The organism is Granulicatella elegans, from assembly GCF_020735385.1.
In the GTDB taxonomy this organism is placed as follows: domain Bacteria; phylum Bacillota; class Bacilli; order Lactobacillales; family Aerococcaceae; genus Granulicatella; species Granulicatella elegans_B.
The window spans coordinates 114,863-137,352 of the sequence record NZ_CP085953.1 but is presented as its reverse complement, the minus strand read 5'-3'; the positions used below and the strand labels follow the sequence as shown (position 1 = coordinate 137,352).

The following is a 22,490-nucleotide window of genomic DNA, read 5'->3' as shown; positions in this document are numbered from 1 at the left end:
TCTCTTGGCTAAAATTCGAGCCTAAGGTCTCGAATTTTCCAGTACTATCAGCCAATTGTTGGCTTCTAGTACATTCGCTACTTCGAAAAGTCTAATCTTTTCCTAACGGAGTAACAGGAGAGTACGTTTAGAATTAGACTCCCTTTACAGTAGCTATGGACGCAAGCAGCCTCGCGAATGCGGGTCTCATTGCTAAAAATTGAGCCTCGGTCTCAATTTTTCCAGTACTATCAGCCCCACTGGCGATAGTACTCGAGCTACTGTAGGAAGTCTATTCTTTTCTTGGCGGAGGAGTATGAGAGTACGTTTAGAATTTGATTTCTTATACTGTAGGAAGTCTATTCTTTTCTTAACGGAAGTGTATGAGAGGGTGTTTGAGATGGGCTACTGGCGTCCACCGCTACATTAGACACAATCTATTTCTATTCCTATTATCTTGCAAACATGAGGAAGGCTTAGGCGTTTCCTTATGTTTTTTTGTTTTGTTTGTAGTAAAATAAAATCAAGTGATTTTCAAGAGGTGATTGATATGAAAGAAGAATGGATTCAAGAAGCGGTGAAAATGAGACGGACATTACATCGCTATCCAGAATTATCTGAACAAGAATTTAAAACAACTGCATATATTCAAGAAAAATTAACAGAATGGGGAATTTCTTATCGTCCTTTACAAACGCCAACAGGTGTTGTAGCGGAAATTGGAACGAAAGAAAGCCCAGTTATTGCTCTTCGAGCAGATATGGATGCATTACCGATTCATGAACAAACGGATTTAGACTATCGTTCAGAGCATGATGGAGTGATGCATGCTTGTGGGCATGATTTTCATACAGCTAGTTTATTAATGGCTGCGAAAATTTTAAAAGAAAATGAAGAAAGTTTAAACGGAAAAATTCGATTCCTTTTTCAACCTGCTGAAGAAATGAATCGAGGAGCTCGTGCCTTAATTGCTGAAGGAGTCCTTGATAGAGTCGATGCAATTATTGGATTCCATAATAAGCCTGAATTGCCTGTTGGAACAATTGGCATTAAATCTGGACCGCTAATGGCAGCTGTGGGACAATTTTCTGTGGAATTAAAAGGTGTAGGCACTCATGCGGCAGCTCCACATAATGGGAATGATCCAATTGTTACTGCCTGTCAAATGATTACAAATTTACAAGCAATTGTAAGTCGTCATGTTTCACCATTGTCACCTGCCGTATTAAGTATTTCTCATATTGAAGGGGGGAATACTTGGAATGTTATACCGGAACGTGTTTTCTTTGAAGGAACGATTCGTACTTTTTATAAAAAAGATCAAGAAAAAATACGTAGTTTAATGGATCGTATGGTACATCAAATGGCTGCTGTATATGGACAAGAAGCGCATATCGAGTGGATTATGACACCTCCAGTTGTAGATAATGATGAAGAAGTGACAGGGATTGTAAAAGAAACAACAGAACAATTTGCGACAGTTGTGACTCCTGAATTAACATTGGGAGCAGAAGATTTTGCGAATTATATGGAATATGTTCCGGGATGTTTTGCATTTATTGGCACAGGTTGTCCTTATGAATGGCATCATCCATCTTTTCTAGTAGATGATACAGCGTTACAATATGCGATTTCTTATTTTGTAGAAAATAGTCAAGCTTTACTAAATCAATATCAGAAAGGGTAAATTCCATGACTAAAACATTAATGATTATAAGTCATCCTGATGTAGCTCAATCTTCTTCACAACAATTTTTATTAGCAGCTATTAAAGGTGAAGAACAGATTCAAATTCGTCATTTAGAATCGATTTTAGCAGAACAAGAAGATCATCATTTTGATAAAACAATAGAACGAGCTTGTCTTCAAGAAGCAGACAGAATTATTTTGCAATTTCCATTTTATTGGTATCAATGTCCTAGTGTGATGAAGCAATGGATGGATGAAGTGTTGACACTGAATTTATCTCAAAAAAATAAGCAGAAAGAACTGGGAATTGTAGTTACAGTAGGTGCAAAGAAAGATCGATATACTGCGGGTGGTTCAGTAGGGTTTGGAATAGAAGAATTATTAAGACCTTATCAAGCGTTGGCCAATCAATTAGGCTGGAACTATCAAACACCATTTGTCATTTATCAATTTCAATATTTACCTGAAATTCAAAAGCAGCAATTACTAGTAGACTATTTATATTATTTAGAAAATGGTTCGCATTATTTTAGTGAAAAAGAACAATGGATGTTGGAGAAAATGGCGAACTATGAGAATACTCATACGAAGCAAGTGAGAGAGTGGATTGTAGAATTGAAACAAGAAAGAGAAGAATTAGTCATGATGCTTTCAGAAATGGGGAATGAAGCGGATGGATTCTAAATGGATGGAAGAACAAATGGCTACTTGGCAAGAAGACTGTCAAGATTATAAAGAACGTGCTTTTTTAGAAGCTTGTAAACAATTATTGTTGGAACAGCAACAGCGAGTGGATCATTATAAATCACAGTTAGATGGACAATTATGGAGTCCAAAAGAGTGGTAATAAAATTTAAATCAAGAATTTTTAGAGGCAGTGTCAAGAATTTTGTGTAAACTTCACTAGTTGTTAATCAAGCTATCAATCCAAATCCTGTTGAGGGATCTAATTTGCAGATCAACCTGTAAATAAATACCTCCTGAAAATCCATTGATATTAGATTTTCAGGAGGTTTAGTTTTATGATTCAAAAACGCTCTCTTTGTTTTCGATAGTGAGAAAACTCTCACTGTTTATTCCCCATTCAACGAAATTAGTCTTTCGATATATTGTTGTCCTAATTCTTCAAATTGTACTTTGTTTTGTAATAATTCAATTACAGATTCTTGGAAAGATGCTACTTCTTCAACAGGTAAACTACAATGAATAGCCACTACATCTGTAAATTCTTTGTCGACTACAGAAATAGTATTGGTTTCAAGATAGTATTCTAATTTTCCAACGGTCGAATAATCAATCGTCACTTTTAAAATGGTTTCTAAGCTAGCTTGAACGACTCCAATTGCTTTAAGGCCTTCTGCAACTGCTCCTGTATAAGCACGAACAAGTCCCCCAGCACCCAGTTTTGTACCACCAAAGTATCGTGTTACGACAACCGTAGTATTTTTTAGTGACTGTTTTTTTAATACTTCTAACATTGGAACACCAGCTGTTCCACTCGGTTCTCCATCATCCATTGCACGTTGGAATTCATCTCTTTCTCCAATTAAATAAGCTGAACAATTATGAGTAGCTTTCCAATGTTCCTTTTTAATGGCTTGGATAAATTCTATTGCTTCTTCTTCTGTTTCTGTACGTTTAAAATGGGCGATAAATCGTGAACCTTTAATTTCAATTTCATGCTGTCCATCTTGATGAATGGTTTTATATTGTTCTAACATAGACTCTCCTTATTCGATGTATTTGCCATTATTGTATCATAAAATTAGTGCAAAACAACTTAGGATGAAATTGCCTTATCAAAATTTGTAAAATCTGATGGCGCATTCACTTGTACCTTGTTCCTTGTTTCTAGTTACTAGGCTATATGGCACTTTGCTGTTTCTTCTTTCCTTTGTATCTTCAATTCTCCATGCTCCAAAGATTTTTTTTTAATTATTCTGGTATGTTTTCATGACTCATGTTTTCGCTCCTTTATTTTTCCTAATAGTGAAAGGATATATACTTTCGTTTTAAGAACCAATCATTCCTTACGAATCACAAGCAAAGAAAATTGATGCTTAGTAAACCATCGAGGAAAATTTTTAGAAAAAAGTTTCTCTAAGGCTCCGCAAATTTTGTCCTTCTACTAGGTAGCCTTGGGAGATAGTAAAAACTATGATTATATGTTATGGTAACGCTATATTGTTGAAATATTTACGCAAATGAGATTTTCAGATGAAATTAAAAGAATTAGACAATGATGCTTTCTGACACAGCAAGACTTTGCTAAAGAAATTAAGGTGGCATTTTCTACTGTGAATAGATGGGAAGGTGGCAAAGCAAAGCCTAACCTTAACGCAATGAAAAATATAAAAGAGTTCTGCCTAGAACATGATGTTGATTATGAAAGAGCCGAAGAGGCATGGCTTGATTTTGAAGTGGAGGGAAAAAGATAATGCCTATTGATATTAAAAAAGAATAGCAACGTGATGAACTTCACAGAGCAATATGGGCAATTGCAGATGAACTTCGTGGTGCTGTAGATGGATGGGATTTCAAAAACTATATACTTGGCACTATGTTCTATAGATATATTTCTGAAAATATTGCCAACTACATCAATACAGGAGAAATTGAAGCAGGCAATGCTGATTTTGATTTTGCACAGATGTCTGATGAGATGGCTGAAGAGGCAAGAGAAGGTCTTGTACAAGAAAAAGGATTTTTCATTCTTCCATCTGAACTCTTTTGTAATGTAAGGACAAAAGCCAAGGATAATGAAAACCTGAATGAAACACTTGAAAGGGCATTCCGTCACATAGAGGAATCTGCAAAAGGCAGTGAATCAGAATCCGACTTTGCAGGTCTATTTGATGATTTTGATGTAAATAGTAATAAACTTGGCTCTACTGTTGCAAAGAGAAATGGAAAACTTTGTAAACTTCTTGACGGTGTGGCAGATATGAATCTTGGAGAGGTTAAGGATCACGATATTGATGCGTTTGGAGATGCCTATGAATATCTTATGATAATGTATGCAAGTAATGCTGGTAAATCGGGTGGAGAATTCTTTACTCCTGCTGATGTATCAGAGCTTCTTACAAGACTTGGTACAGCCCAAAAAACAGAAATCAACAAAGTTTATGATCCAGCTTGCGGGTTTCGTGTCATAATAGTGATCGAGGCAAATAGTTATGAAAATACAAGGAGTTCAATACTTCTACCAAAGTTTAAAACTCAAAAAATAAATAGTTGGTGTGCTTTTTAGAGTATTTATGGAACAAAATCATTTTAAAATACAAAAAGTTTGAATGATTTAGTTTCCTAAATAAAGAATAATATTCTTTATCGTAATAGTATTTGATAAAATAAAGATATGAATTTCAAAGAATTTGGAGGTATAGACAGATGACAATTAATAAATTTTCTTTTAAATAATACGAGAGGTTAAGTCCTCTCAATAAATAAGGAGGATTTATGATTTATATAGATAATCTAAAAAAAGAAATTAACACAAGAACGTTATTTGAAATAAAAAATTTAACCATTGGAGAAGACAATAAAATTGGTTTAATCGGTGATAATGGAGCTGGCAAGACGAGTTTCTTTAAAATTCTAATAGGCCAAGATACAGACTACAGTGGGAAAGTTGATGTACAAATTAAAATAGACCATCTTTTAAATGACGATGAAGAAGAAAAATTTTCACATGAAAACTATGTTAAGGCTAATCTTGATAAAGAGGAAAAATTTAGTCCTGGTGAATACCAAAGACTGAAGCTAGCGAAACTTTTATCTAATGAATATAGTTTTTTGTTGATTGATGAGCCAACATCTCATTTGGATATAAAACAGAAGAACAAGTTAGCAGAAAGTCTAATAAATAGAGACAAAGGTTATATTCTTATTTCCCACGACCGTGATTTTATAAACCAAACATGTGATAAGATTTTTGAATTATCAAATGGAGAGCTAGAAGTATTTAATGGTAATTATTCCTTTTATCTTGATGAAAGAGTGAAAAGGAAAAAATTCGCTCAGAGAGAATACGAAGGCTATGTTAATGAAAAGAAAAGATTGACAGGTATAGCAAATGACATAAAAGCTCAATCGTCAAAAGTGAGAACAACTCCCAAAAGAATGGGTAATTCAGAAGCTAGACTCCATAAAATGGGTGGACAAGGAAATAAGAAAAAACTAGATAAGCAAGTTAAATCTGTTAAATCAAGAATAGATCAGCTTGAGGTTAAAGAAAAGCCAAAAGAAGAATTCGAAATTAAATTAGCTATTGATGAAAAGGATAAAATATTTTCTAAAGTACTAGTAAGAGCTGAAAAATTAAATACAAGCTTTGATGATAAAGTTCTTTTCGATAATGCTAATTTTGAAATCCCAAATAACAAAAAGATAGCTTTATTAGGAGATAACGGTTCTGGAAAAACAACTCTTTTAAATATGATTGTAGACAAAGAAGTATGGTGTCATCCTAATCTTAAAATTGGCTATTATAGTCAGTTGGGTGAAATTATTGATGAAAAGAAAACAGTATTAGAAAATGTTTTTGAAAGCTCAATCTATGATCAAACGATGACTAGAATTATTTTGGCTAGGTTAGGATTCAAAGAAGACGAAGTCTTTAAGATGGTAGACGTTCTAAGCGATGGGGAAAGAGCAAAGGTAAAGCTAGCGAAGCTTGTCACATCTGATTTTAATTTTTTAATAATGGATGAACCAACTAACTTCCTCGATATTAGAGCAATTGAAGCCTTAGAAGAATTGTTGATAGGGTATGATAGACCGCTACTGTTTGTGACCCACGACGTCTCATTTATTAACAACATAGCAGATGGACTTCTTATGATTAAGAACAGAAAGATAGAGAGTTTTTCAGGCAATTTAGCTCAGTATCAAAATCGCGGAGAAAAGTTGAAAGAAAATAAGAGTTCTAACAATTTTCTTATCGAGTTTAGACTAACTGCCATTAACAATCGTTTGGCAAGTGAGATTCCAAAAGAAGAACGAGAAGAATTAGAAGCTGAGTATAAAAGACTTTTGGAACAAAGAGATAATATTTAAAGCTTAATGAACTAGCAATCCTCTAGACTTCACTCTTAATCAGATGCTATAGACATTGATTTTGTTCACTATTTTTCATCTGGTACTGTGTCCTGCCGCCATATGAGGCAAATAGTAAGGATGGGCACAAGGGTTCGGTCCGCTACTAAAAAAATAAAAATATTAAAATAAAAGAATTTGGTCATGTTCAAAGAAAAATTTAAGGAGTTAGCAAAAAATGAAAAAAATATTTAAAATAATTGGTACCGTCACTTTAGTAATTGTTGCACTGATTCTTGTCTTTTTAGTTGTAATTTCCTTTATGGCAAAAGAAAAAAATGATCAATATTATAAATATTCCAATCCAAGAATGCCAATTGAAAGCAGATATGCCTCTATGGGAAAACTGGAAGTTTTGAGTAAAGAATATGATAGCAACGATGATTTAATGAAGCAAATCAGAAACATATAAAGCATTTTTCAAGCATTTAGCTTCTTGGGGATTTATTGTTGTTGGCAACGATGATGAAAACACTAGAACAGGTGATTCATTGAATGGAACTATTGACTATCTGATTAAAGAAAATGAAGTGAGTAATAGTATTTTTTATAATAAATTGGATCTGAATAATATTGGTTTAGGAGGGCACTCTCAAGGGGGGCCGGCGGTATTTAATATGGCTGGAAAACAAAATAACAAAGAAAAGATTAAAGTTGTTTATGCGGTCAGTCCAACTTCTTCCTATCATACTAATATTTTCAAAGATGGTTGGGAATATAATATGTCACTGATAAATGTTCCTACATTTATGACAGCTGGAACAGGTTCATTTGATGCAGGTACGGCAATAAGTGCTAGTCAAAAGTCAGATGAAAAGTCTGGAGTTATGCAAGGTATAGCGCCTTTATGGAGTCTTGAAGAAAATTATAACTTATTGTCAGATTGTTAGGGTATAATACATTTGTGACAAAAAGAGTACAAAAAAAGAGAACCAATGTTATACTGAAATTGGGAAAAAATCAGGAAAGAGGTTCTCTTATGAAATCTATTATAACAGAAGAAATCAAATTAAGACAGCGTGCAGTAGAATATGCCATAAAACATGATAATAACGCTAAAGCAGCAAGAAAATACCATACAACTAGACAACAAATTGCTCGATGGAGAAGTCGATATGATGGGACTGCACAATCATTGCTTCCAAAGAGTCGAAGACCTTTACATCATCCGAATGAACATAAAACAGAAGAATTAGAACTGATACGTAAAATGTACAAACGTTATAACAGAGATGGATTAGCAGAGGTTTATGTACAATGTCAAAGAAGAGGGTACACACGTTCATATGGAGCTATGAAAAAAATGATTAAAAAACTTCAATTAACTGAGAAGAAAGAAAAAAGAACGTATCCTAAGAGTAAATGGACACCAATACCAACAACTTATCCAGGAGAAAAAGTACAAATAGACATTAAATATGTTCCTCAACACTGTATAGGATGGGACAGTAAGGGGATTAAATATTATCAAATAACAGCTATAGATGAATTTAGTAGAAAACGAGTATGTAAAATTGTAGATGAGAAAAGCGTTACACATACAGCGGCATTTTTAGATCATTTAGAAGAAAAATTTGGATTTACCATTAAAACCGTTCAAACAGATAATGGACGTGAATTTACAAATGATCCAGAAGTGACAACTAAAAAAACGATTTTCGAACAAAAATTAGAAGAAAAAGGCATCAAACATATAAAAACTAGACCATACTCACGATGGCAAAACGGAAAAGTAGAACGTAGTCATAGAGAAGATGGAAGAAGATTTTATAATCGAGTATTTAAGAGTTTAGATAGTTTAGTTAAAGCACATACAAGATATATTAGTAGAGGTAATAATGTAGCTAGATGTGTATTAAAATTTAAATCTCCCAATCAAATAGTACAGCAGCACTTGTTACAATCGGCTTAATGTATTATAGTTCAACGCCTTCTTCCTTTGTCAAGGGACGCTTCGCTCTAAAGCCCTTGACAAATCCAGGCGTTAAACTGTTTTGTGGCTAAGCCAATTGTCCCACAAGTTGTATTGACACTGGTTCGTGTCACAAATGTTTGTGTTTCTTAGAAGAAAATTATAACTTATTGTCAGATAATATTGACAAGGCTTATGCCAGAAAAATAGGAGTAGATCATGGAGACTCCTATCTGCAGTTCGATGGATATATGACTGCATGGTTTAGATACTACCTGATGAATGATAAAGAAGCTGAGAAAGCATTTTTTGGTGAAAACCCTGAAATTATAAAAAACCCTAATTATCAGGATGTCAAAATTAACATTCGTAAATTTAATAATTAATCTCTGTTTGTAGGACTAACAATCCACCTGAATTAACAGAAAAGTAGCATCTAAAACATTGATTTACAAATAGATTCTTCAACTGGATTCGGTTCGCTACTTTTAAAGGCGGAAAAAATACTTGGTAGAGATAAGATTCGTAATGGTTTTTATGGACAGGAAATTAATATTACAACCTATAATCTTTGTCGTATAAATATGTTTTTACACGATATTGGATTTGATAAATTCAATATCGCTTGTGAAGGTGCCCTTATAGCTCCGGCATATTGGGATGATGAACCTTTTGAACTTATTGTTTCAAACTCACTTTACTCTATCAAATGGGTAGGTGATGAAAATCCATTACTTATAAATGATCCTCGTTTTGCACTTGCAGGTGTTCTTGCACCAAAGAGCAAAGCTGACCTTGCCTTTATCATGCATTTACTTTCATGGCTTGCGAGTAACGGAACAGCTGCGATTGTATGTTTTCCCGGTATTATGTACCGTGGTGGTGCTGAAAAGAAAATACGAAAATATCTGATTGATAACAACTTTCTTGATTGTGTCATTCAGTTGCCACCTAACCTTTTCTTTGGTACATCAATTGCAATTTGTATTATGGTAATGAAAAAAACAAGGCAGATAACCAAACTCTATTTATCGATGCAACAAACGAGTGCATCAAGGTCACGAACAATAATAAGCTTACTCAAGAAAATATGAAAAAATTGTAGACTGTTTTGCAAGTCGCAGCGAAATAGCCCACTTCTCACACTTAGCTACCTATGATGAAATTGAAGAAAATGACTACAACCTTTCTGTATCTAGCTATGTTGAAGCCGAGGACACAAGAGAAAAAATCGATATTGTAAAGCTGAATGCAGAAATCAAAGAGATTGTCGCTCGTGAAGAGACCTTAAGAAAAGCAATTGATGAAATAATTGCAGAAATCGAGGTGTAGTGTATGAGCAGATTAGAAGAATTGATTGCGGAATTATGCCCGAATGGGGTAACATTTCAGCCATTAGGTAATGTTTGCGAAATTAGAAGCGGTTGGGGATTCCCAAATGTCGAGCAAGGAAAAGTTGAAGGTGAATTTCCATTTTTTAAGGTCGGTGATATGAACAACGATGGTAACGAAATGTTCATGTACACAGCAAATAACTATATTGATGCTGAGGTGGTAAAAAATCTGAAATGTAAACCTGCTCCTGAAGGTACTATCATATTTCCTAAAATTGGAGCTGCAATTGGAACAAATAAAAAAAGAATTTTAGTGAAAGATTCTTGCTATGACAACAATGTTGTGGGACTTATAGCCACTTCAGAAATCAATCCTAGATTTTTATTTTATGTTATGTACTCTGTAAATTTAATGAGTTTTACAGATTTAGCTGGGGCAGTACCTTCAATAAGAAAATCGACCTTAGAAAAATATAAGATTCCCGTACCTCCGTTAGAGGTACAACGTGAAATAGTCCGTATATTAGACTCTTTCACGTTACTTACAGCTCGTAAGAAACAATATGAATATTATCGTGATAAGCTGCTAACTTTCAAACAGTTATAATCTTTTGAGGAGGTGTCTATATGCCATATTTCAATATCGTGGCAGCTACAAGTGAAAATACAGTTGTTACTGAATACGAGCCTCTAAAGGCACGTTCGAACAGCTATCAGTCAGAAGCTGAACTGGAAAAAGAGTTTATTCGTATGCTGACAGAACAAGGATACGAGTATCTTCAGATACACACAGAAAAAGATTTGACCACCAACCTTCGTAATCAGCTTGAAAGGTTGAATGCTTACAAGTTTTCTGATTCTGAATGGAATAGATTCTTTAACAATTCTATCGCCAATCAGAATGAAGGAATTATTGAAAAAACTAGAAAAATTCAAGAGGATAATGTTCAGGTTCTAAAAAGAGATGATGCCAGTCCGGAGCTTCGGAGCAAGAAAGTACTTATTGAAACCTTTATTGCTGGTATCAATGATGTTGAGGATGTTATGACTGAATGGCATAATTATGTGGCTGAAAAACGAGAAGAGGAACTTGTTCAGATTATTAAGGAAGAAAAACTTAAAGAGCTTGAAACAAGGAAGTTCATTGAGAATGCCTTTCGTGATGGTGAAATTAAAACAACAGGTACGGATATAGATAGACTTATGCCCCCTATATCTCGTTTCGGGGGTGGCAACAGAACTACTAAGAAGCAAGGTGTCATTGAAAAGCTGAAATCATTCTTTGAGAAGTTCTTTGGTGTTGGTGGCTCATTTACCGCAGATACACCCAAGGTTTTGAACTATGCTGATTCTTCTTCAAAGCAAGCCTTAATGATGGTAGCTGATGATATTGCAAATTATGATTAGAGCATATACTTTTTGGTATGTGTTATAATGAGGCACAAGAAAACGACCACACAGGAGTATTTCTACTCTTGCACGGTCGTTTCTTCTTTTGTACCGCTTAAAGGCTATCAGTTAAACTCAATTTTCATAAATCCCTAACTAAATGCCTCTTTCGGTTTTTTTTGTTTTTTCTACAATTTTCAACGTTTGCCCCAAAATTGTATTTTTGGTATACTACAGAAAGTAACGTGGTTGCTAATTTTAAGAAAAGGAGTCGAGTAAATGAAAATTGCGATCGTAACGGATAGTACTGCGTATTTGACACCAGAAGAACGCCGTGAGTGGAATATTCATGTATTGCCACTATCAGTTATTTTTGGACAAGAAAGTTATCGTGAAGAACAAGATTTGACAACTGCCGATTTCTATGAAAAAGTAAAAAATTCAGAGGTACTTCCAACTAGTTCACAACCAGCAGTTGGTGAAACGATTGAATTATTCCGTGAATTATCCCATCATTATGATGCTATTATTCCAATTCTTTTATCCAGTGGGATTAGTGGAACTTATCAAACAGTAGTGACAGTTGCTGAAGAATTACAAGATGAAGTATTGATTTATCCAATCGATTCAGGAATTAGTTGTGCACCTCAAGCTCGTGCGGTTCGTCTTGCTGCAATGATGGCAAAAGATGAAACATATACAGCTAAAGAAATTGTAGCTTGTGTTCAGCAATTAGTAGATCGTACAAGAGCTTACTTCATTGTAGATGATTTGAATCATCTTCAAAGAGGGGGACGTTTATCAGCTGGTGCTGCTTTAGTCGGTTCTATGTTGAAAATTAAACCGATTCTAACATTCGAAGAGAAGAAAATTGTAGCAATGGAAAAAATTCGTACACAGCAAAAAGCGATGAAACGTATTGAGCAAATCTTTGAAGAAGATACACAAACGACAGATGGAGATGGATATGAATTAGTCATTATTCATGCGAATGCTCCAGAAGCAGGCGAAGCATGGCGTGCTCAAATTCAAGAGAAATATCCAAAATTAAGAACGTCTCTATCATACTTTGGCCCAGTTATTGGAACCCATTTAGGAGAAGGTGCTCTAGGATGCTCATGGGATATTGTAGTAGAGAAAAATTTAGAAATGATTTAAATGTTTGTAAGGTGGAATTAGAATGAAAAATTCTATTTTCATCTTTTTTGTTTGCACTAGTATTCATTTGAAATTTTTTCGAAATAAAAAATATTTTTTGAGATTTTTTCGTATATATAATTGAGGTGGTTTGAATGAAGATTGCAAGAGATTCAAATGGAGAATTAGTATATGCGTATAAAGGGATTGAATTAGATAAATCGAATGATTATGTTTGTCCGACGTGTGGAGAACTTGTGCAAATTTGTCAAAAGAAAAATGGAGAGTATTTTTTCAGACATAGAACGCAAGTAAGGCATGATGGAGAAACAGAGGCACATCAAAAAGGAAAGGAGGAATTACAAGAGAGTCTCGTGCAACAAGGATATAGGGCAGAATTAGAACGGTATGAAGCAGTGATTGGGCAAATTCCGGATCTTACCATTGAAGTAGGGGGTAAAGAATGGGTGTTGGAATATCAGTGTAGTGTCATTCCAATAAAAGAAATGACTGCTCGAACGAAGGCATTAGAAAGTATAGAAAGAAATGTCTCGTGGATTCTTGGAAAGAAGTTTTTACAAAAAAATTTATGTGAGATGAGTTTGTATTGTATTCGATATCATCCACAATTAGGGAATTATTTGTGCTTCTATACGGATAAACAATGGATTATCCATCATCATCTGACATTGCACCTTCAAAAAAGGAAGTATCTTTTTCAGGAAAGTCGATGTGATATAGGTAAGCTCGATTGGAAGAAAGTATTTCAGATTTTTGAAGAGTCGGAGTGTGTACATATTTTCCAATCCGCTAGTACAGATTCTTCTTGGAGTAAAGAAGAGTGGCAAGCATTTGTTTTAAGTCCTCAAAAAGAAAATCGGCAATTTCTAGAAGTACTCTATTATCATAGATGGTCAATGGATCAATTAGAGGTATGCCGTTGTTATCCAAAATATTCTTGGAGTATTAAAACTTATAACCTTATCTGGCAAGGATACTTATGGATGGGCATTGATCGACTGAAAATAAATCAGATTTTTTCGATTCAGCAGTGTTATGATTTTTTGAAAAAATTAGCGACACAAAAGAAAATTCGTTTTTCTTCATGTTATGAGCAAGAGAAAGTTTGTCAGTGTGAGATAGAACATTTTTTTAAAAAAATAATGCTGGAAACAAAGAGTCTGACGCAAGTGCCAGACGGTAAGTGGAAGAAAATAAAAAACTAGCAAGAGAAAAGAGGTCTCTTGCTAGTATAAATTAAGCTTTAAATTGTTGATAAATTTTTTTGAAAATTGGATATAAAATTGGAACAGTAATGACTGTGAAAGCAGCTGAACCAAATGTTCCTAAAATTTTAGTGAAGGCTGCAACGAATGCAGGGGTAAATGCTAATCCACCAATAATCATTCCACGAAGGAAAGTGTATTTTACTAAGTTTAAAATAATTTTAATAACAGCAGCTAAAATACCAATTCCGATAATATTTACAGCTTTATCGTTTTGATGAAGAGTTTTTTCATAAACAAGGTGAATTCCCCAGCATACAATCAGAGATTCTAAAATTGTAATCCAAACTTCAGCGGCATATCCATTTAAAATATCGAAAATTCCTAAGCCTAAAGTAGCAGCAATGGCTCCTTTTTTACTACCGAATACTAAGCACCCAACAACGACTAGGGCATTTCCAAAGTGGACGAATTGGTGTCCCAATGGAATTCTAAATAACTGAACTCCTAAGAAAATTAAAGCGGCAAATAATGCGATTTGTGTCATTTCTCGTAATGAATAATGTTTCATACTATAATTCCTACTTTCTATGAATGAAATAATTGTGTGAGAAGATGCAATTGTGGCTCGAAAGCAACTCCATATTGTAAATCTTTTTGTTGAGCAATCGTTTCTTGAAGAGTAGCATCAAGAAAGGTTGTAGCTGTTGATAAAGCTTTTTCTAAAGAAAATCCTTGTAAAATACAAGAACTCAAAATAGCTGAAACAATATCTCCAGTTCCAAAAAAATGATGTGGATAATGTGGTGTAAAAGCTGTCGCAAACTGTTCTGTTATAGCATCATAGCTCAATAATCCGATAGAACCAACTTCTAGTTGAATACCAGTCAAGATGACTTTTTTACATCCTAAATCTGCTAATTTCTTAGCAAGAGCTTGATAGGATTCTACTGGTTGAATTCCTTCTAAATACTCTGTTTGGGTTAATAATGCAGCTTCAGTGAGATTGGGAAGAATAACATCCGCTTTGGAACAAACGTTTCTCATTTGTTGGACATATGCTTCAGTAAAACCACTATATAACTTTCCATGGTCGCCCATAATGGGGTCAACGATGAGTAGAGCATCTGGACTTTGAGTTGTATGATAGTCTAACAAGACTTTCAATTGTTCCATTTGTCTGCAATATCCAATAAATAGTGCATCTATTTTTAAATTTAATGCTTTCCATTGTGCTAAACTTTGTTTTGTAAAGTCTAGTAGTTCTTGGATAGCGATTTGTTGGAATCCTCCTGTATGAGAGGACAGTAAAATAGTTGGTAAAAGTATCGTTTCAATCTGACAACATGCCATAATCGGAATGGTAGGAGTCAGTGCTACTTTTCCGATTCCGGATAAGTCATTGGCCAATATGATCCTTTTTTGTACCACAAAAGTACCTCCTATTTTTAGAAGTTGAACTTATTGTAATTCAGGATGGGATAAGGTACAATATTTTTCGAGAAGAATTGTACCGGTACAGATGGAGGTTTGTGATGTTTAAATATCAAGAAGTAAGTCTTCAAATTCGTCAGCAAATCGAAGAAGGTATTTATAAAAAGGGAGATCGACTTCCTTCCATTCGTGAAATGATTCAACAATATGATTGTAATAAAGACACGATATTAAAAGCGTTACATCTCTTAAAGGAAGAAAGTTTAATTTATCCAGTTGAAAAGAGTGGGTATTATGTATTGAAAAATCGAGTACCTGTTCGAAACACGACAAAAATTGGGTTGCCAAATCCGCTACAATTTCCAATTGAAGATTTTAGAAAATGTTTGAATGAATCGGTTATGGCAAGTTATGAAGGTGTTAGTAATCAGAGGGAATCCGTCAGAGGTGACCGTGAATTAATTGAAGCAATGGTGCCTTTATTAGAAAGTTATGGAGTGTATGCAAAGGAAGGTCAATTATCCATTACAACGGGGACACAACAAGCTTTATATATTTTACTCCAATTGATTGGGACAGGGGGACTGTTATTAGAACAGCCGACGTATAGTCGTATGAATCAATTAGTGAAGGAGTTAGGAATTCCGTATCAAATCATTGAACGAGAACAGACGCAAGATACGATTTCATTAGAAAAGTTAGAACGAATTTTTCAAAGTGGGACAATTCGTTATTTTTATACGATTTCTAGATTTCATAATCCACTAGGAATAAGTTATCCAGATAGCGTTAAAAAGAAAATCGTTGAATTAGCAGAAAAATACCAAGTCTATATTATTGAAGACGATTATATGGCGGATTACGAACGAGGAACTGCTACGCCTTTACATTATTTTGATACGAATGAAAGAGTCATCTATGTTAAATCTTTTTCATCGATTATATTTTCTGCTTTTAAAATGGGAATTGTCGTACTACCAAATGCTTTCATAAAGGAATTTGAGAAGAGAAAGCAATTATTAGATTTTGACTCGAATTTACTCATGCAAAAAACATTAGCGTTATTTATTCAAAATGGCTTATTTGAAAAGCATCGACAAAAAATGGTGGCTCACTATCATGAGAAATCCCAACAATTTAGACAATTATTAGAACAATCAACTGTAGGAAAAACACATTTACATGGGACACAGTTGTTATTAGAAAATAGCCAATTATCACTTTTGAAAGGACCGCTACATTCAGGCATAACAATTGATACATTAGAAGAAGCTTACATTGAAGAAATAATACCTCAAATTTTTTCATTAGATGTCTATGCTTTATCGATGACAGATATGCAAGATTTAATACACTTACTAGAAGAGGGGGGAGTTGATGAATAAGGAAGGAATTTTAAAACATTATTATGGTTACGATAGCTTCAGACCTGCTCAAGCAGAAATTATTGAAACGATTTTATCTAAAAGAGATGTTCTAGCGATTATGCCAACTTCTGCAGGGAAATCCATTTGTTTCCAAGTACCAGCCTTAATGTTAGAGGGAATAACCATTGTGGTATCCCCATTAATTTCCTTAATGTATGATCAAGTGACATCATTAAGAGAAATGGGAATTCAAGCGGTTTTATTCAATAGTGCCATGAGTAGAAGTGAATATTACCAAGCTATGGAGCAATTGCAACGTGGAGAAGTGAAGTTATTGTATGTTGCTCCAGAAAGGTTTGAACAAGAAGGATTTCTAGAGATGATGCAAGGGATACAGATTAGTATGGTTGCAGTAGACGAAGCGCACTGTATTTCTCAGTGGGGGCAAGATTTTAGACCGAGTTATCAAAATATTGATACATTTGTTGCACAACTTCCGACTCGTCCCATTGTGGCAGCTTTTACTGCGACGGCTACTCCAAGAGTTCGCTTAGACATTAAGCAACAATTAAAATTACAACATCCTTTTGAAGTTGTCACAAGTTTTGACCGTGCAAATTTATATTTTGGAATGGAAGAGCCAAGGGATAAAATGAGCCGTCTACTAGAGTTGATTAAGGAAAAGGAACCCACGATTGTATTTTGTAACACTCGCAAAGAAGTCGAAAAAGTCTGTGAGAAATTACAAAAGAAGGGAATTGCTGCGGATTGGTATCATGCAGGATTAAGCCCTGAAGCTAGAAGTAAAGTACAGGAAGATTTTATATTTGACCGTATTGATGTCATTGTGGCAACGAATGCATTTGGAATGGGGATTGATAAATCCAATGTGAGAAAAGTGATTCACTACAATATGCCAAAAGATATCGAAAGCTATTATCAAGAAGCAGGACGCGCAGGGCGAGATGGTGAGCCTGCAGAATGTATTTTATTATATGGGGCAAAAGACATTATTATTAATAAATTTTTAGTGAAGCAAAATCAAGATAAAGTTGGCATGGCAAAACTTAATGAGATGATTGATTATTGTCGAACCGTTCGTTGTTTGCGAGGGTTTATGCTGAATTATTTTGGTCAAAAAGATATATCGGAAGATTGCGGGCATTGTACGAACTGCTTGAATAAAGTGGAGTTGAGCGACGTAACGCCACAAGCTCAAATGATTTTGTCCTGTATTATTCGTATGAAAGAAAGATATGGAATGAGTAAAGTATCTGAAGTGTTACGAGGAAGTAAACGAGCTGAAATGAAGGCTCTACACTTTGACCAATTATCTACTTATGGAATTATGAAAGACTATTCGGATAAAGCGTTAAAAGAATTTATCTCTTCTTTAATTGCAGATCGCTATATCGAAACGGAAGGATTACAATATCCGATTTTACAAGTGAGTGATTTAGGAAAGAAAGCATTGAAAAACCGTGAGAAAATCGAAGTGAAACCAATTGTAGCGCAAATTCTGCAAAAACCAGATGCGATTCAACAACATAAAGTTCAAGATAATGTACCATTTGATGAAGTCTTGTTTGACCGATTACGTTCGATTCGTATGGATTTAGCCTTTGCTCAACATGTTCCACCATTCTTAGTCTTCTCAGATAAAACTCTGAAAGAATTTTGTCGTCATTTACCGACAACGGATAGAGAATTCTTACAAATTAGTGGAGTTGGGGAGAAAAAACTAGAGACTTATGGGGAAGCGTTTATGAAAGTGATACGAGAATATAAACAATGATCGTTTAAAATGCTTTTCGAATCATTTGCATTTTAATGCTGTCTTTGGTATAGTATTTCTTATAAATTCAACATCTCCATAAGGGAGTAACTGGCAACGAAAGTTGTGGTAATATCAACAACAAGTGAACCTGTTTCGCTGGTATTATCTTAATTAGTGAGACTTATGCTATTTTCAAGTCATTGAAGTAGTATAAGTCTTTTTTTATGGGGATAAAAAATATAAAGGAGTGTCGACTGTGACAAAACAAGCCGCATACACACAAACGGAAGAACAAGTTCTTTCCAGTGTACAATCTACTAAAGAAGGGTTAACTTCTGCTCAAGCAAAAGAACGTTTAGAAAAATACGGTCTAAATGCTTTACAAGCAGGTGAAAAAACTACTTTATTGCAAAAATTCATTAATCAGTTTAAAGATTTTATGATTATTGTCTTACTTGCAGCAGCAGTTATTTCATTTTTTGCCCATGAAGGAGCTCTAGATCCAACGGATGCAATTGTAATTTTGGCCGTTGTTATCTTAAATGCAATTGTAGGGGTAATTCAAGAATCAAAAGCAGAAGAAGCAATTGAAGCCTTACAAAAAATGGCTTCTCCAGTTGCGACAGTTTTACGTGATGGTGAACCCGTTCATGTAAAAGGGGAAGAAATTGTAGTCGGAGATATCGTGATTTTAGAAGCAGGAGATGTGGTTCCTGCAGATATGCGATTATTAGAAGTCAATACGATTAAAATTGAAGAAGCTGCCTTAACAGGGGAATCTGTTCCGGTAGAAAAAGATTTAAGCATTCCTGAAGGGGAAGATGTTGGTATTGGTGACCGTTCAAATATGGCATTTGCAAGTACAAATGTGACTTACGGACGTGCGTTAGGGGTTGTTACTGCAACAGGTATGGATACTGAAGTTGGTAAAATTGCCCATATGTTAGCAAACACAGAAGAAAGTAAAACTCCATTACAAGAAAACCAAGATGCTCTAGGTAAATGGTTAACAATTATGATTTTAGTCATTGCTGTTATCATTTTCGGAATGGGTTTAATTCGTGGATACGAATGGACTCATATGTTATTAACAGCCATTGCGATTGCAGTCGCAGCGATTCCAGAAGGTTTACCAGCGATTTCAACGATTATTTTAGCATTAGGAACTCAAAAAATGGCAAGCCGTCATGCATTAGTTCGTAAATTACCAGCCGTTGAAACATTAGGTGGTGTAGAAGTTATTTGTTCAGATAAAACAGGTACGTTAACATTAAACCAAATGACCGTTGAGAAAATGGTATTTAACAATGAAATTCATGATGCACACGAAGAAATGAACGAATCAATTGCTGCACTTCGTATGATGAATTTAGCTAATGATACTAAAATTACGGAAGATAAATTAATTGGGGATCCAACTGAAACAGCGATGGTTCAATTTGGATTAGATAAAGGGTATGATGTACGTGTTGATTTAGAAAAACATCCACGTGTAGCGGAAGTGCCATTTGATTCAACTCGTAAATTAATGTCAACGATTCATCAATTAGAAGATGGAAACTATTTAGTAGCGACAAAAGGTGCTCCAGATATGTTATTTGAAAAAGTCACTCATATTGAAGAACACGGACAAGTTCGCCCAATTACTCAAGAAGACCGTGATACATTAGCTCGCTTAAATAAAGAAATGGCGACCCAAGCTTTACGTGTATTAGCCATTGCTTATAAATACATTGACCAAATCCCAGAAACAATGGATTCAGAATCTGTTGAGTTCGACTTTGTATTTGCTGGATTAGTCGGAATGATTGACCCTGAAAGAAAAGAAGCAGCTTTAGCGATTCAAGTTGCAAAAGAAGCAGGTATTCGTACGGTAATGATTACAGGTGACCACCGTGATACAGCTCAAGCAATTGCAAAACGTTTAGGAATTTTACGTCCTGACCAAGAAGATGGTGTCTTAACTGGTGCAGAATTAAATGCAATTTCTGATGAAGAATTAGCACGTACAATTGAAGATTACTCAGTTTACGCACGTGTATCTCCAGAGCATAAAGTTCGTATTGTAAAAGCATGGCAAGCAGATGGAAAAGTTGTTTCAATGACTGGTGACGGTGTAAATGATGCTCCATCTCTAAAACAAGCGGATATCGGTGTAGGTATGGGGATTACTGGTACTGAAGTATCTAAAGGTGCTAGTGATATGGTTCTTGCAGATGATAACTTTGAGACAATCGTTGTAGCCGTAGAAGAAGGTCGTAAAGTATTCTCGAATATCCAAAAAGCAGTTCAATATTTATTATCTGCTAACTTAGGGGAAGTAATGACATTATTTATTGCCACAATGGCTGGTTGGTCAATACTTGAACCAATTCATATTTTATGGATTAACTTAGTAACAGACGTATTCCCAGCGATTACTTTGGGTATGGAAGAGGCAGAAGCAGATATTATGAAACATCCACCTCGTGGTAAGAGTTCTAACTTCTTATCAAATGGGGTATTACCAAGTATTTACTATCAAGGTATCTTTGAAGGTGGAGTTACTTTATTCGTTTATTGGTATGCGACTCATGTAGCAGGTTGGGGAGTTCCAACTGGTGAAACAATGGCATTTGCATCTCTTGGTTTAATTCAATTATTCCATGCATTTAATGTGAAATCTGTTTATAAATCTTTAGCAACAGTTGGGGTATTTAAAAATAAAATGTTCAATATTGCGATTGTTGTGTCTGCTTTAATGTTATTATCTGTTTTAGTTATTCCTGGTTTAACGACTGTGTTTAGTGTGACAGTGTTGACTTTAGAACAATGGTTAATGGTGTTAGCAGCGGCATTCTCAATTGTTCCATTCGTTGAAATTGCAAAAGCAATAATGAGAACGATGGGCTTGGACAAAGACTGAATAAATTTTTTAATAGACTTTTCTGAAATAGCTAGGACACAAGCAGCCTCGCATGAGCGAGTCTCATTGCTAAATTTTGAGCCTAAGGTCTCAAAATTTCCTGTGATAGAAATATAGTTTATAACTTTAACAACTAGTAAAAATAAACAATGCTGAAATTGGACGGATTTCGTTGACCAGACTGTGATAATTCTGTATAGTACCACTTGTATCACGTGATATTTAGAAAAAACAAAAAGTGGGGAATTGAAATGAAATTAAGAAATTTATTTTTAACAGCAGTCGCTGTAGTGACATTAGCAGCTTGCGGAAATCAAACTAGTAAACAAGAAACAACAAAACCAGCTGAACATGTAAAAGTTGCCGTTGTAGGTAGCGCAGCTCATGAAATTTGGGACTTTGTTGCTGAAAAAGCTAAAAAAGAAAACATTGACTTAGAAGTTATAGAAATGAACGACTATGTATTACCAAATACAGCATTAGAAGAAGGGTCTGTTCAATTAAATGCCTTCCAACACCGTGCTTATTTAGCACAATGGAACAAAGATAAAGGTTCAGATATTAAAGAAATTGGAACAACATTTATCGCACCATTATATTATTTCTCAACAAAATATAAATCATTAAAAGATTTACCAGAAAAAGCAAAAGTATTAGTACCAAAAGAAGTAGCAATCCAAGGTCGTGCTTTAGTAGCATTAGAAACAGAAGGATTAATTACATTAAAAGATGGAGTAGGAACAAAAGCCTCTCTAGCTGATATTACAAGCAATCCACGTAACTTAGAAATTATTGAAGCAGAATCAGCACAAGCACCTCGTTTATTACAAGATGTAGATGCAGCTTCAATTAATGGTTCAATAGCTCAAGATGCAGGATTAAAAGTTGAAGATTATATCTTCACAGATGCTGATCACTTAGAAACAATTCCAAAAGATCGTTTCAATATCATTGCTACAAACGCAAAAGATGCTGAAAATCCAACATACAAAAAAATTGTTGCATTATTCCAAGCAGATGATGTAGCGAAGAAAATGAATGAAATTGGACCAGGACAATATTTCCCAGTGTGGAACGCAGAAAAATAGTCATCTTTCTCCAAACGAACAACTTTCACCGTTAAAGGTGTCAGTTGTTCGTTTTATTTTACTTTTAAAGAATAATTTTCATATTTAAAAACAAAACAAAATGTAAAACACGTATATTTTTTGAAGAACGAATAAAAAACATACGTATTCTTATTG

Annotated in this window: 21 protein-coding genes and 1 pseudogene; 19 read left to right on the top strand and 3 right to left on the bottom strand. The window is 34.7% G+C overall.

Features of this window, described 5'->3' with window-relative positions; genetic code table 11:
- Positions 1–529 precede the first annotated feature (529 nt).
- Genes LK443_RS00700 through LK443_RS00690 form a run of 3 tightly spaced genes read left to right on the top strand, consistent with a single transcriptional unit; the run spans position 530 to position 2,515 of the window.
- Complete coding sequence (locus LK443_RS00700; RefSeq protein WP_227931731.1) at positions 530–1,666, top strand: amidohydrolase; 1,137 nt, start codon at positions 530–532, stop codon at positions 1,664–1,666.
- Between the two features lie 5 nt (positions 1,667–1,671).
- On the top strand, positions 1,672–2,352 hold the full coding sequence (locus LK443_RS00695) for an NAD(P)H-dependent oxidoreductase (protein WP_227931730.1): 681 nt from the start codon (positions 1,672–1,674) through the stop codon (positions 2,350–2,352).
- Positions 2,342–2,515 carry a hypothetical protein gene (locus LK443_RS00690; RefSeq protein WP_227931729.1) on the top strand — a complete coding sequence of 58 codons (174 nt, stop codon included), beginning with the start codon at positions 2,342–2,344 and terminating at the stop codon, positions 2,513–2,515. Before LK443_RS00695 ends, LK443_RS00690 begins: the two co-directional genes overlap by 11 nt.
- Positions 2,516–2,741: 226 nt before the next feature.
- On the opposite strand, the gene LK443_RS00685 is transcribed toward LK443_RS00690, so the two are convergent.
- Positions 2,742–3,389: a YigZ family protein gene (locus tag LK443_RS00685; RefSeq protein ID WP_227931728.1), complete on the bottom strand. Its 648-nt coding sequence runs from the start codon at positions 3,387–3,389 to the stop codon at positions 2,742–2,744.
- A gap of 576 nt (positions 3,390–3,965) precedes the next feature.
- On the opposite strand from LK443_RS00685, the gene LK443_RS00680 reads away from it, so the two are divergent.
- From LK443_RS00680 to LK443_RS00620, 12 genes and pseudogenes are all read left to right on the top strand, one after another.
- A complete protein-coding gene (locus LK443_RS00680) occupies positions 3,966–4,106 on the top strand; it encodes a hypothetical protein (RefSeq protein WP_265416422.1) in 141 nt (46 codons plus the stop codon).
- A 50-nt stretch (positions 4,107–4,156) separates the two neighbouring features.
- Positions 4,157–4,918: a type I restriction-modification system subunit M gene (locus tag LK443_RS00675; protein ID WP_227932420.1), complete on the top strand. Its 762-nt coding sequence runs from the start codon at positions 4,157–4,159 to the stop codon at positions 4,916–4,918.
- A 209-nt stretch (positions 4,919–5,127) separates the two neighbouring features.
- On the top strand, positions 5,128–6,726 hold the full coding sequence (gene abc-f / locus LK443_RS00670) for a ribosomal protection-like ABC-F family protein (RefSeq protein ID WP_227931727.1): 1,599 nt from the start codon (positions 5,128–5,130) through the stop codon (positions 6,724–6,726).
- Between the two features lie 217 nt (positions 6,727–6,943).
- Entirely contained in the window at positions 6,944–7,177 is a 234-nt protein-coding gene (locus LK443_RS00665; protein WP_227931726.1) for a hypothetical protein, read from the top strand.
- Between the two features lie 79 nt (positions 7,178–7,256).
- Positions 7,257–7,655 (top strand): alpha/beta hydrolase family protein, encoded by a 399-nt coding sequence (locus tag LK443_RS00660; RefSeq protein ID WP_416217267.1) that lies wholly within the window; start codon positions 7,257–7,259, stop codon positions 7,653–7,655.
- Positions 7,656–7,744: 89 nt separating this feature from the next.
- Positions 7,745–8,677 carry a DDE-type integrase/transposase/recombinase gene (locus LK443_RS00655; protein WP_227931725.1) on the top strand — a complete coding sequence of 311 codons (933 nt, stop codon included), beginning with the start codon at positions 7,745–7,747 and terminating at the stop codon, positions 8,675–8,677.
- 170 nt (positions 8,678–8,847) lie between these two features.
- Positions 8,848–9,063 (top strand): hypothetical protein, encoded by a 216-nt coding sequence (locus LK443_RS00650; protein ID WP_227931724.1) that lies wholly within the window; start codon positions 8,848–8,850, stop codon positions 9,061–9,063.
- A gap of 72 nt (positions 9,064–9,135) precedes the next feature.
- Positions 9,136–10,009, top strand: a pseudogene (locus LK443_RS00645) (type I restriction-modification system subunit M); the annotation flags it as partial.
- A gap of 3 nt (positions 10,010–10,012) precedes the next feature.
- A complete protein-coding gene (locus LK443_RS00635; RefSeq protein ID WP_227931723.1) occupies positions 10,013–10,618 on the top strand; it encodes a restriction endonuclease subunit S in 606 nt (201 codons plus the stop codon).
- A 20-nt stretch (positions 10,619–10,638) separates the two neighbouring features.
- A complete protein-coding gene (locus tag LK443_RS00630) occupies positions 10,639–11,418 on the top strand; it encodes a type I restriction endonuclease subunit R, EcoR124 family (protein ID WP_227931722.1) in 780 nt (259 codons plus the stop codon).
- Between the two features lie 261 nt (positions 11,419–11,679).
- On the top strand, positions 11,680–12,558 hold the full coding sequence (locus LK443_RS00625; protein ID WP_227931721.1) for a DegV family protein: 879 nt from the start codon (positions 11,680–11,682) through the stop codon (positions 12,556–12,558).
- A gap of 134 nt (positions 12,559–12,692) precedes the next feature.
- The gene (locus tag LK443_RS00620) at positions 12,693–13,763 is read left to right on the top strand and encodes a competence protein CoiA (RefSeq protein ID WP_227931720.1); all 1,071 of its coding nucleotides are present in this window, start codon (positions 12,693–12,695) and stop codon (positions 13,761–13,763) included.
- Positions 13,764–13,794: 31 nt separating this feature from the next.
- Here the strand turns inward: LK443_RS00620 and LK443_RS00615 are convergent, their stop codons facing one another.
- Positions 13,795–14,334, bottom strand: coding sequence for an ECF transporter S component (locus LK443_RS00615; protein ID WP_227931719.1), 540 nt, complete (start codon positions 14,332–14,334; stop codon positions 13,795–13,797).
- 17 nt (positions 14,335–14,351) lie between these two features.
- Positions 14,352–15,194: a pyridoxamine kinase gene (locus LK443_RS00610; RefSeq protein ID WP_227931718.1), complete on the bottom strand. Its 843-nt coding sequence runs from the start codon at positions 15,192–15,194 to the stop codon at positions 14,352–14,354.
- Positions 15,195–15,298: 104 nt separating this feature from the next.
- On the opposite strand from LK443_RS00610, the gene LK443_RS00605 reads away from it, so the two are divergent.
- From LK443_RS00605 to LK443_RS00590, 4 genes are all read left to right on the top strand, one after another.
- Positions 15,299–16,582, top strand: a complete 1,284-nt coding sequence (locus LK443_RS00605; RefSeq protein ID WP_227931717.1) for a PLP-dependent aminotransferase family protein — start codon at positions 15,299–15,301, stop codon at positions 16,580–16,582.
- Positions 16,575–18,359 carry a DNA helicase RecQ gene (recQ, locus tag LK443_RS00600; protein WP_227931716.1) on the top strand — a complete coding sequence of 595 codons (1,785 nt, stop codon included), beginning with the start codon at positions 16,575–16,577 and terminating at the stop codon, positions 18,357–18,359. Before LK443_RS00605 ends, recQ begins: the two co-directional genes overlap by 8 nt.
- Positions 18,360–18,588: 229 nt before the next feature.
- Positions 18,589–21,246 (top strand): cation-translocating P-type ATPase, encoded by a 2,658-nt coding sequence (locus LK443_RS00595; protein WP_227931715.1) that lies wholly within the window; start codon positions 18,589–18,591, stop codon positions 21,244–21,246.
- A gap of 251 nt (positions 21,247–21,497) precedes the next feature.
- Positions 21,498–22,334, top strand: coding sequence for a MetQ/NlpA family ABC transporter substrate-binding protein (locus tag LK443_RS00590; protein WP_227931714.1), 837 nt, complete (start codon positions 21,498–21,500; stop codon positions 22,332–22,334).
- The last annotated feature ends 156 nt before the right edge of the window (positions 22,335–22,490 follow it).

What these genes read in the sequence shown, in the direction of transcription:
- LK443_RS00700 (WP_227931731.1), top strand. Translation starts at nt 530, where the DNA reads ATGAAAGAAGAATGGATTCAAGAAGCGGTGAAAATGAGACGGACATTA.
- LK443_RS00695 (WP_227931730.1), top strand. Translation starts at nt 1,672, where the DNA reads ATGACTAAAACATTAATGATTATAAGTCATCCTGATGTAGCTCAATCT.
- LK443_RS00690 (WP_227931729.1), top strand. Translation starts at nt 2,342, where the DNA reads ATGGATTCTAAATGGATGGAAGAACAAATGGCTACTTGGCAAGAAGAC.
- LK443_RS00685 (WP_227931728.1), bottom strand. Translation starts at nt 3,389, where the DNA reads ATGTTAGAACAATATAAAACCATTCATCAAGATGGACAGCATGAAATT.
- abc-f (WP_227931727.1), top strand. Translation starts at nt 5,128, where the DNA reads ATGATTTATATAGATAATCTAAAAAAAGAAATTAACACAAGAACGTTA.
- LK443_RS00665 (WP_227931726.1), top strand. Translation starts at nt 6,944, where the DNA reads ATGAAAAAAATATTTAAAATAATTGGTACCGTCACTTTAGTAATTGTT.
- LK443_RS00655 (WP_227931725.1), top strand. Translation starts at nt 7,745, where the DNA reads ATGAAATCTATTATAACAGAAGAAATCAAATTAAGACAGCGTGCAGTA.
- LK443_RS00635 (WP_227931723.1), top strand. Translation starts at nt 10,013, where the DNA reads ATGAGCAGATTAGAAGAATTGATTGCGGAATTATGCCCGAATGGGGTA.
- LK443_RS00630 (WP_227931722.1), top strand. Translation starts at nt 10,639, where the DNA reads ATGCCATATTTCAATATCGTGGCAGCTACAAGTGAAAATACAGTTGTT.
- LK443_RS00625 (WP_227931721.1), top strand. Translation starts at nt 11,680, where the DNA reads ATGAAAATTGCGATCGTAACGGATAGTACTGCGTATTTGACACCAGAA.
- LK443_RS00620 (WP_227931720.1), top strand. Translation starts at nt 12,693, where the DNA reads ATGAAGATTGCAAGAGATTCAAATGGAGAATTAGTATATGCGTATAAA.
- LK443_RS00615 (WP_227931719.1), bottom strand. Translation starts at nt 14,334, where the DNA reads ATGAAACATTATTCATTACGAGAAATGACACAAATCGCATTATTTGCC.
- LK443_RS00605 (WP_227931717.1), top strand. Translation starts at nt 15,299, where the DNA reads ATGTTTAAATATCAAGAAGTAAGTCTTCAAATTCGTCAGCAAATCGAA.
- recQ (WP_227931716.1), top strand. Translation starts at nt 16,575, where the DNA reads ATGAATAAGGAAGGAATTTTAAAACATTATTATGGTTACGATAGCTTC.
- LK443_RS00590 (WP_227931714.1), top strand. Translation starts at nt 21,498, where the DNA reads ATGAAATTAAGAAATTTATTTTTAACAGCAGTCGCTGTAGTGACATTA.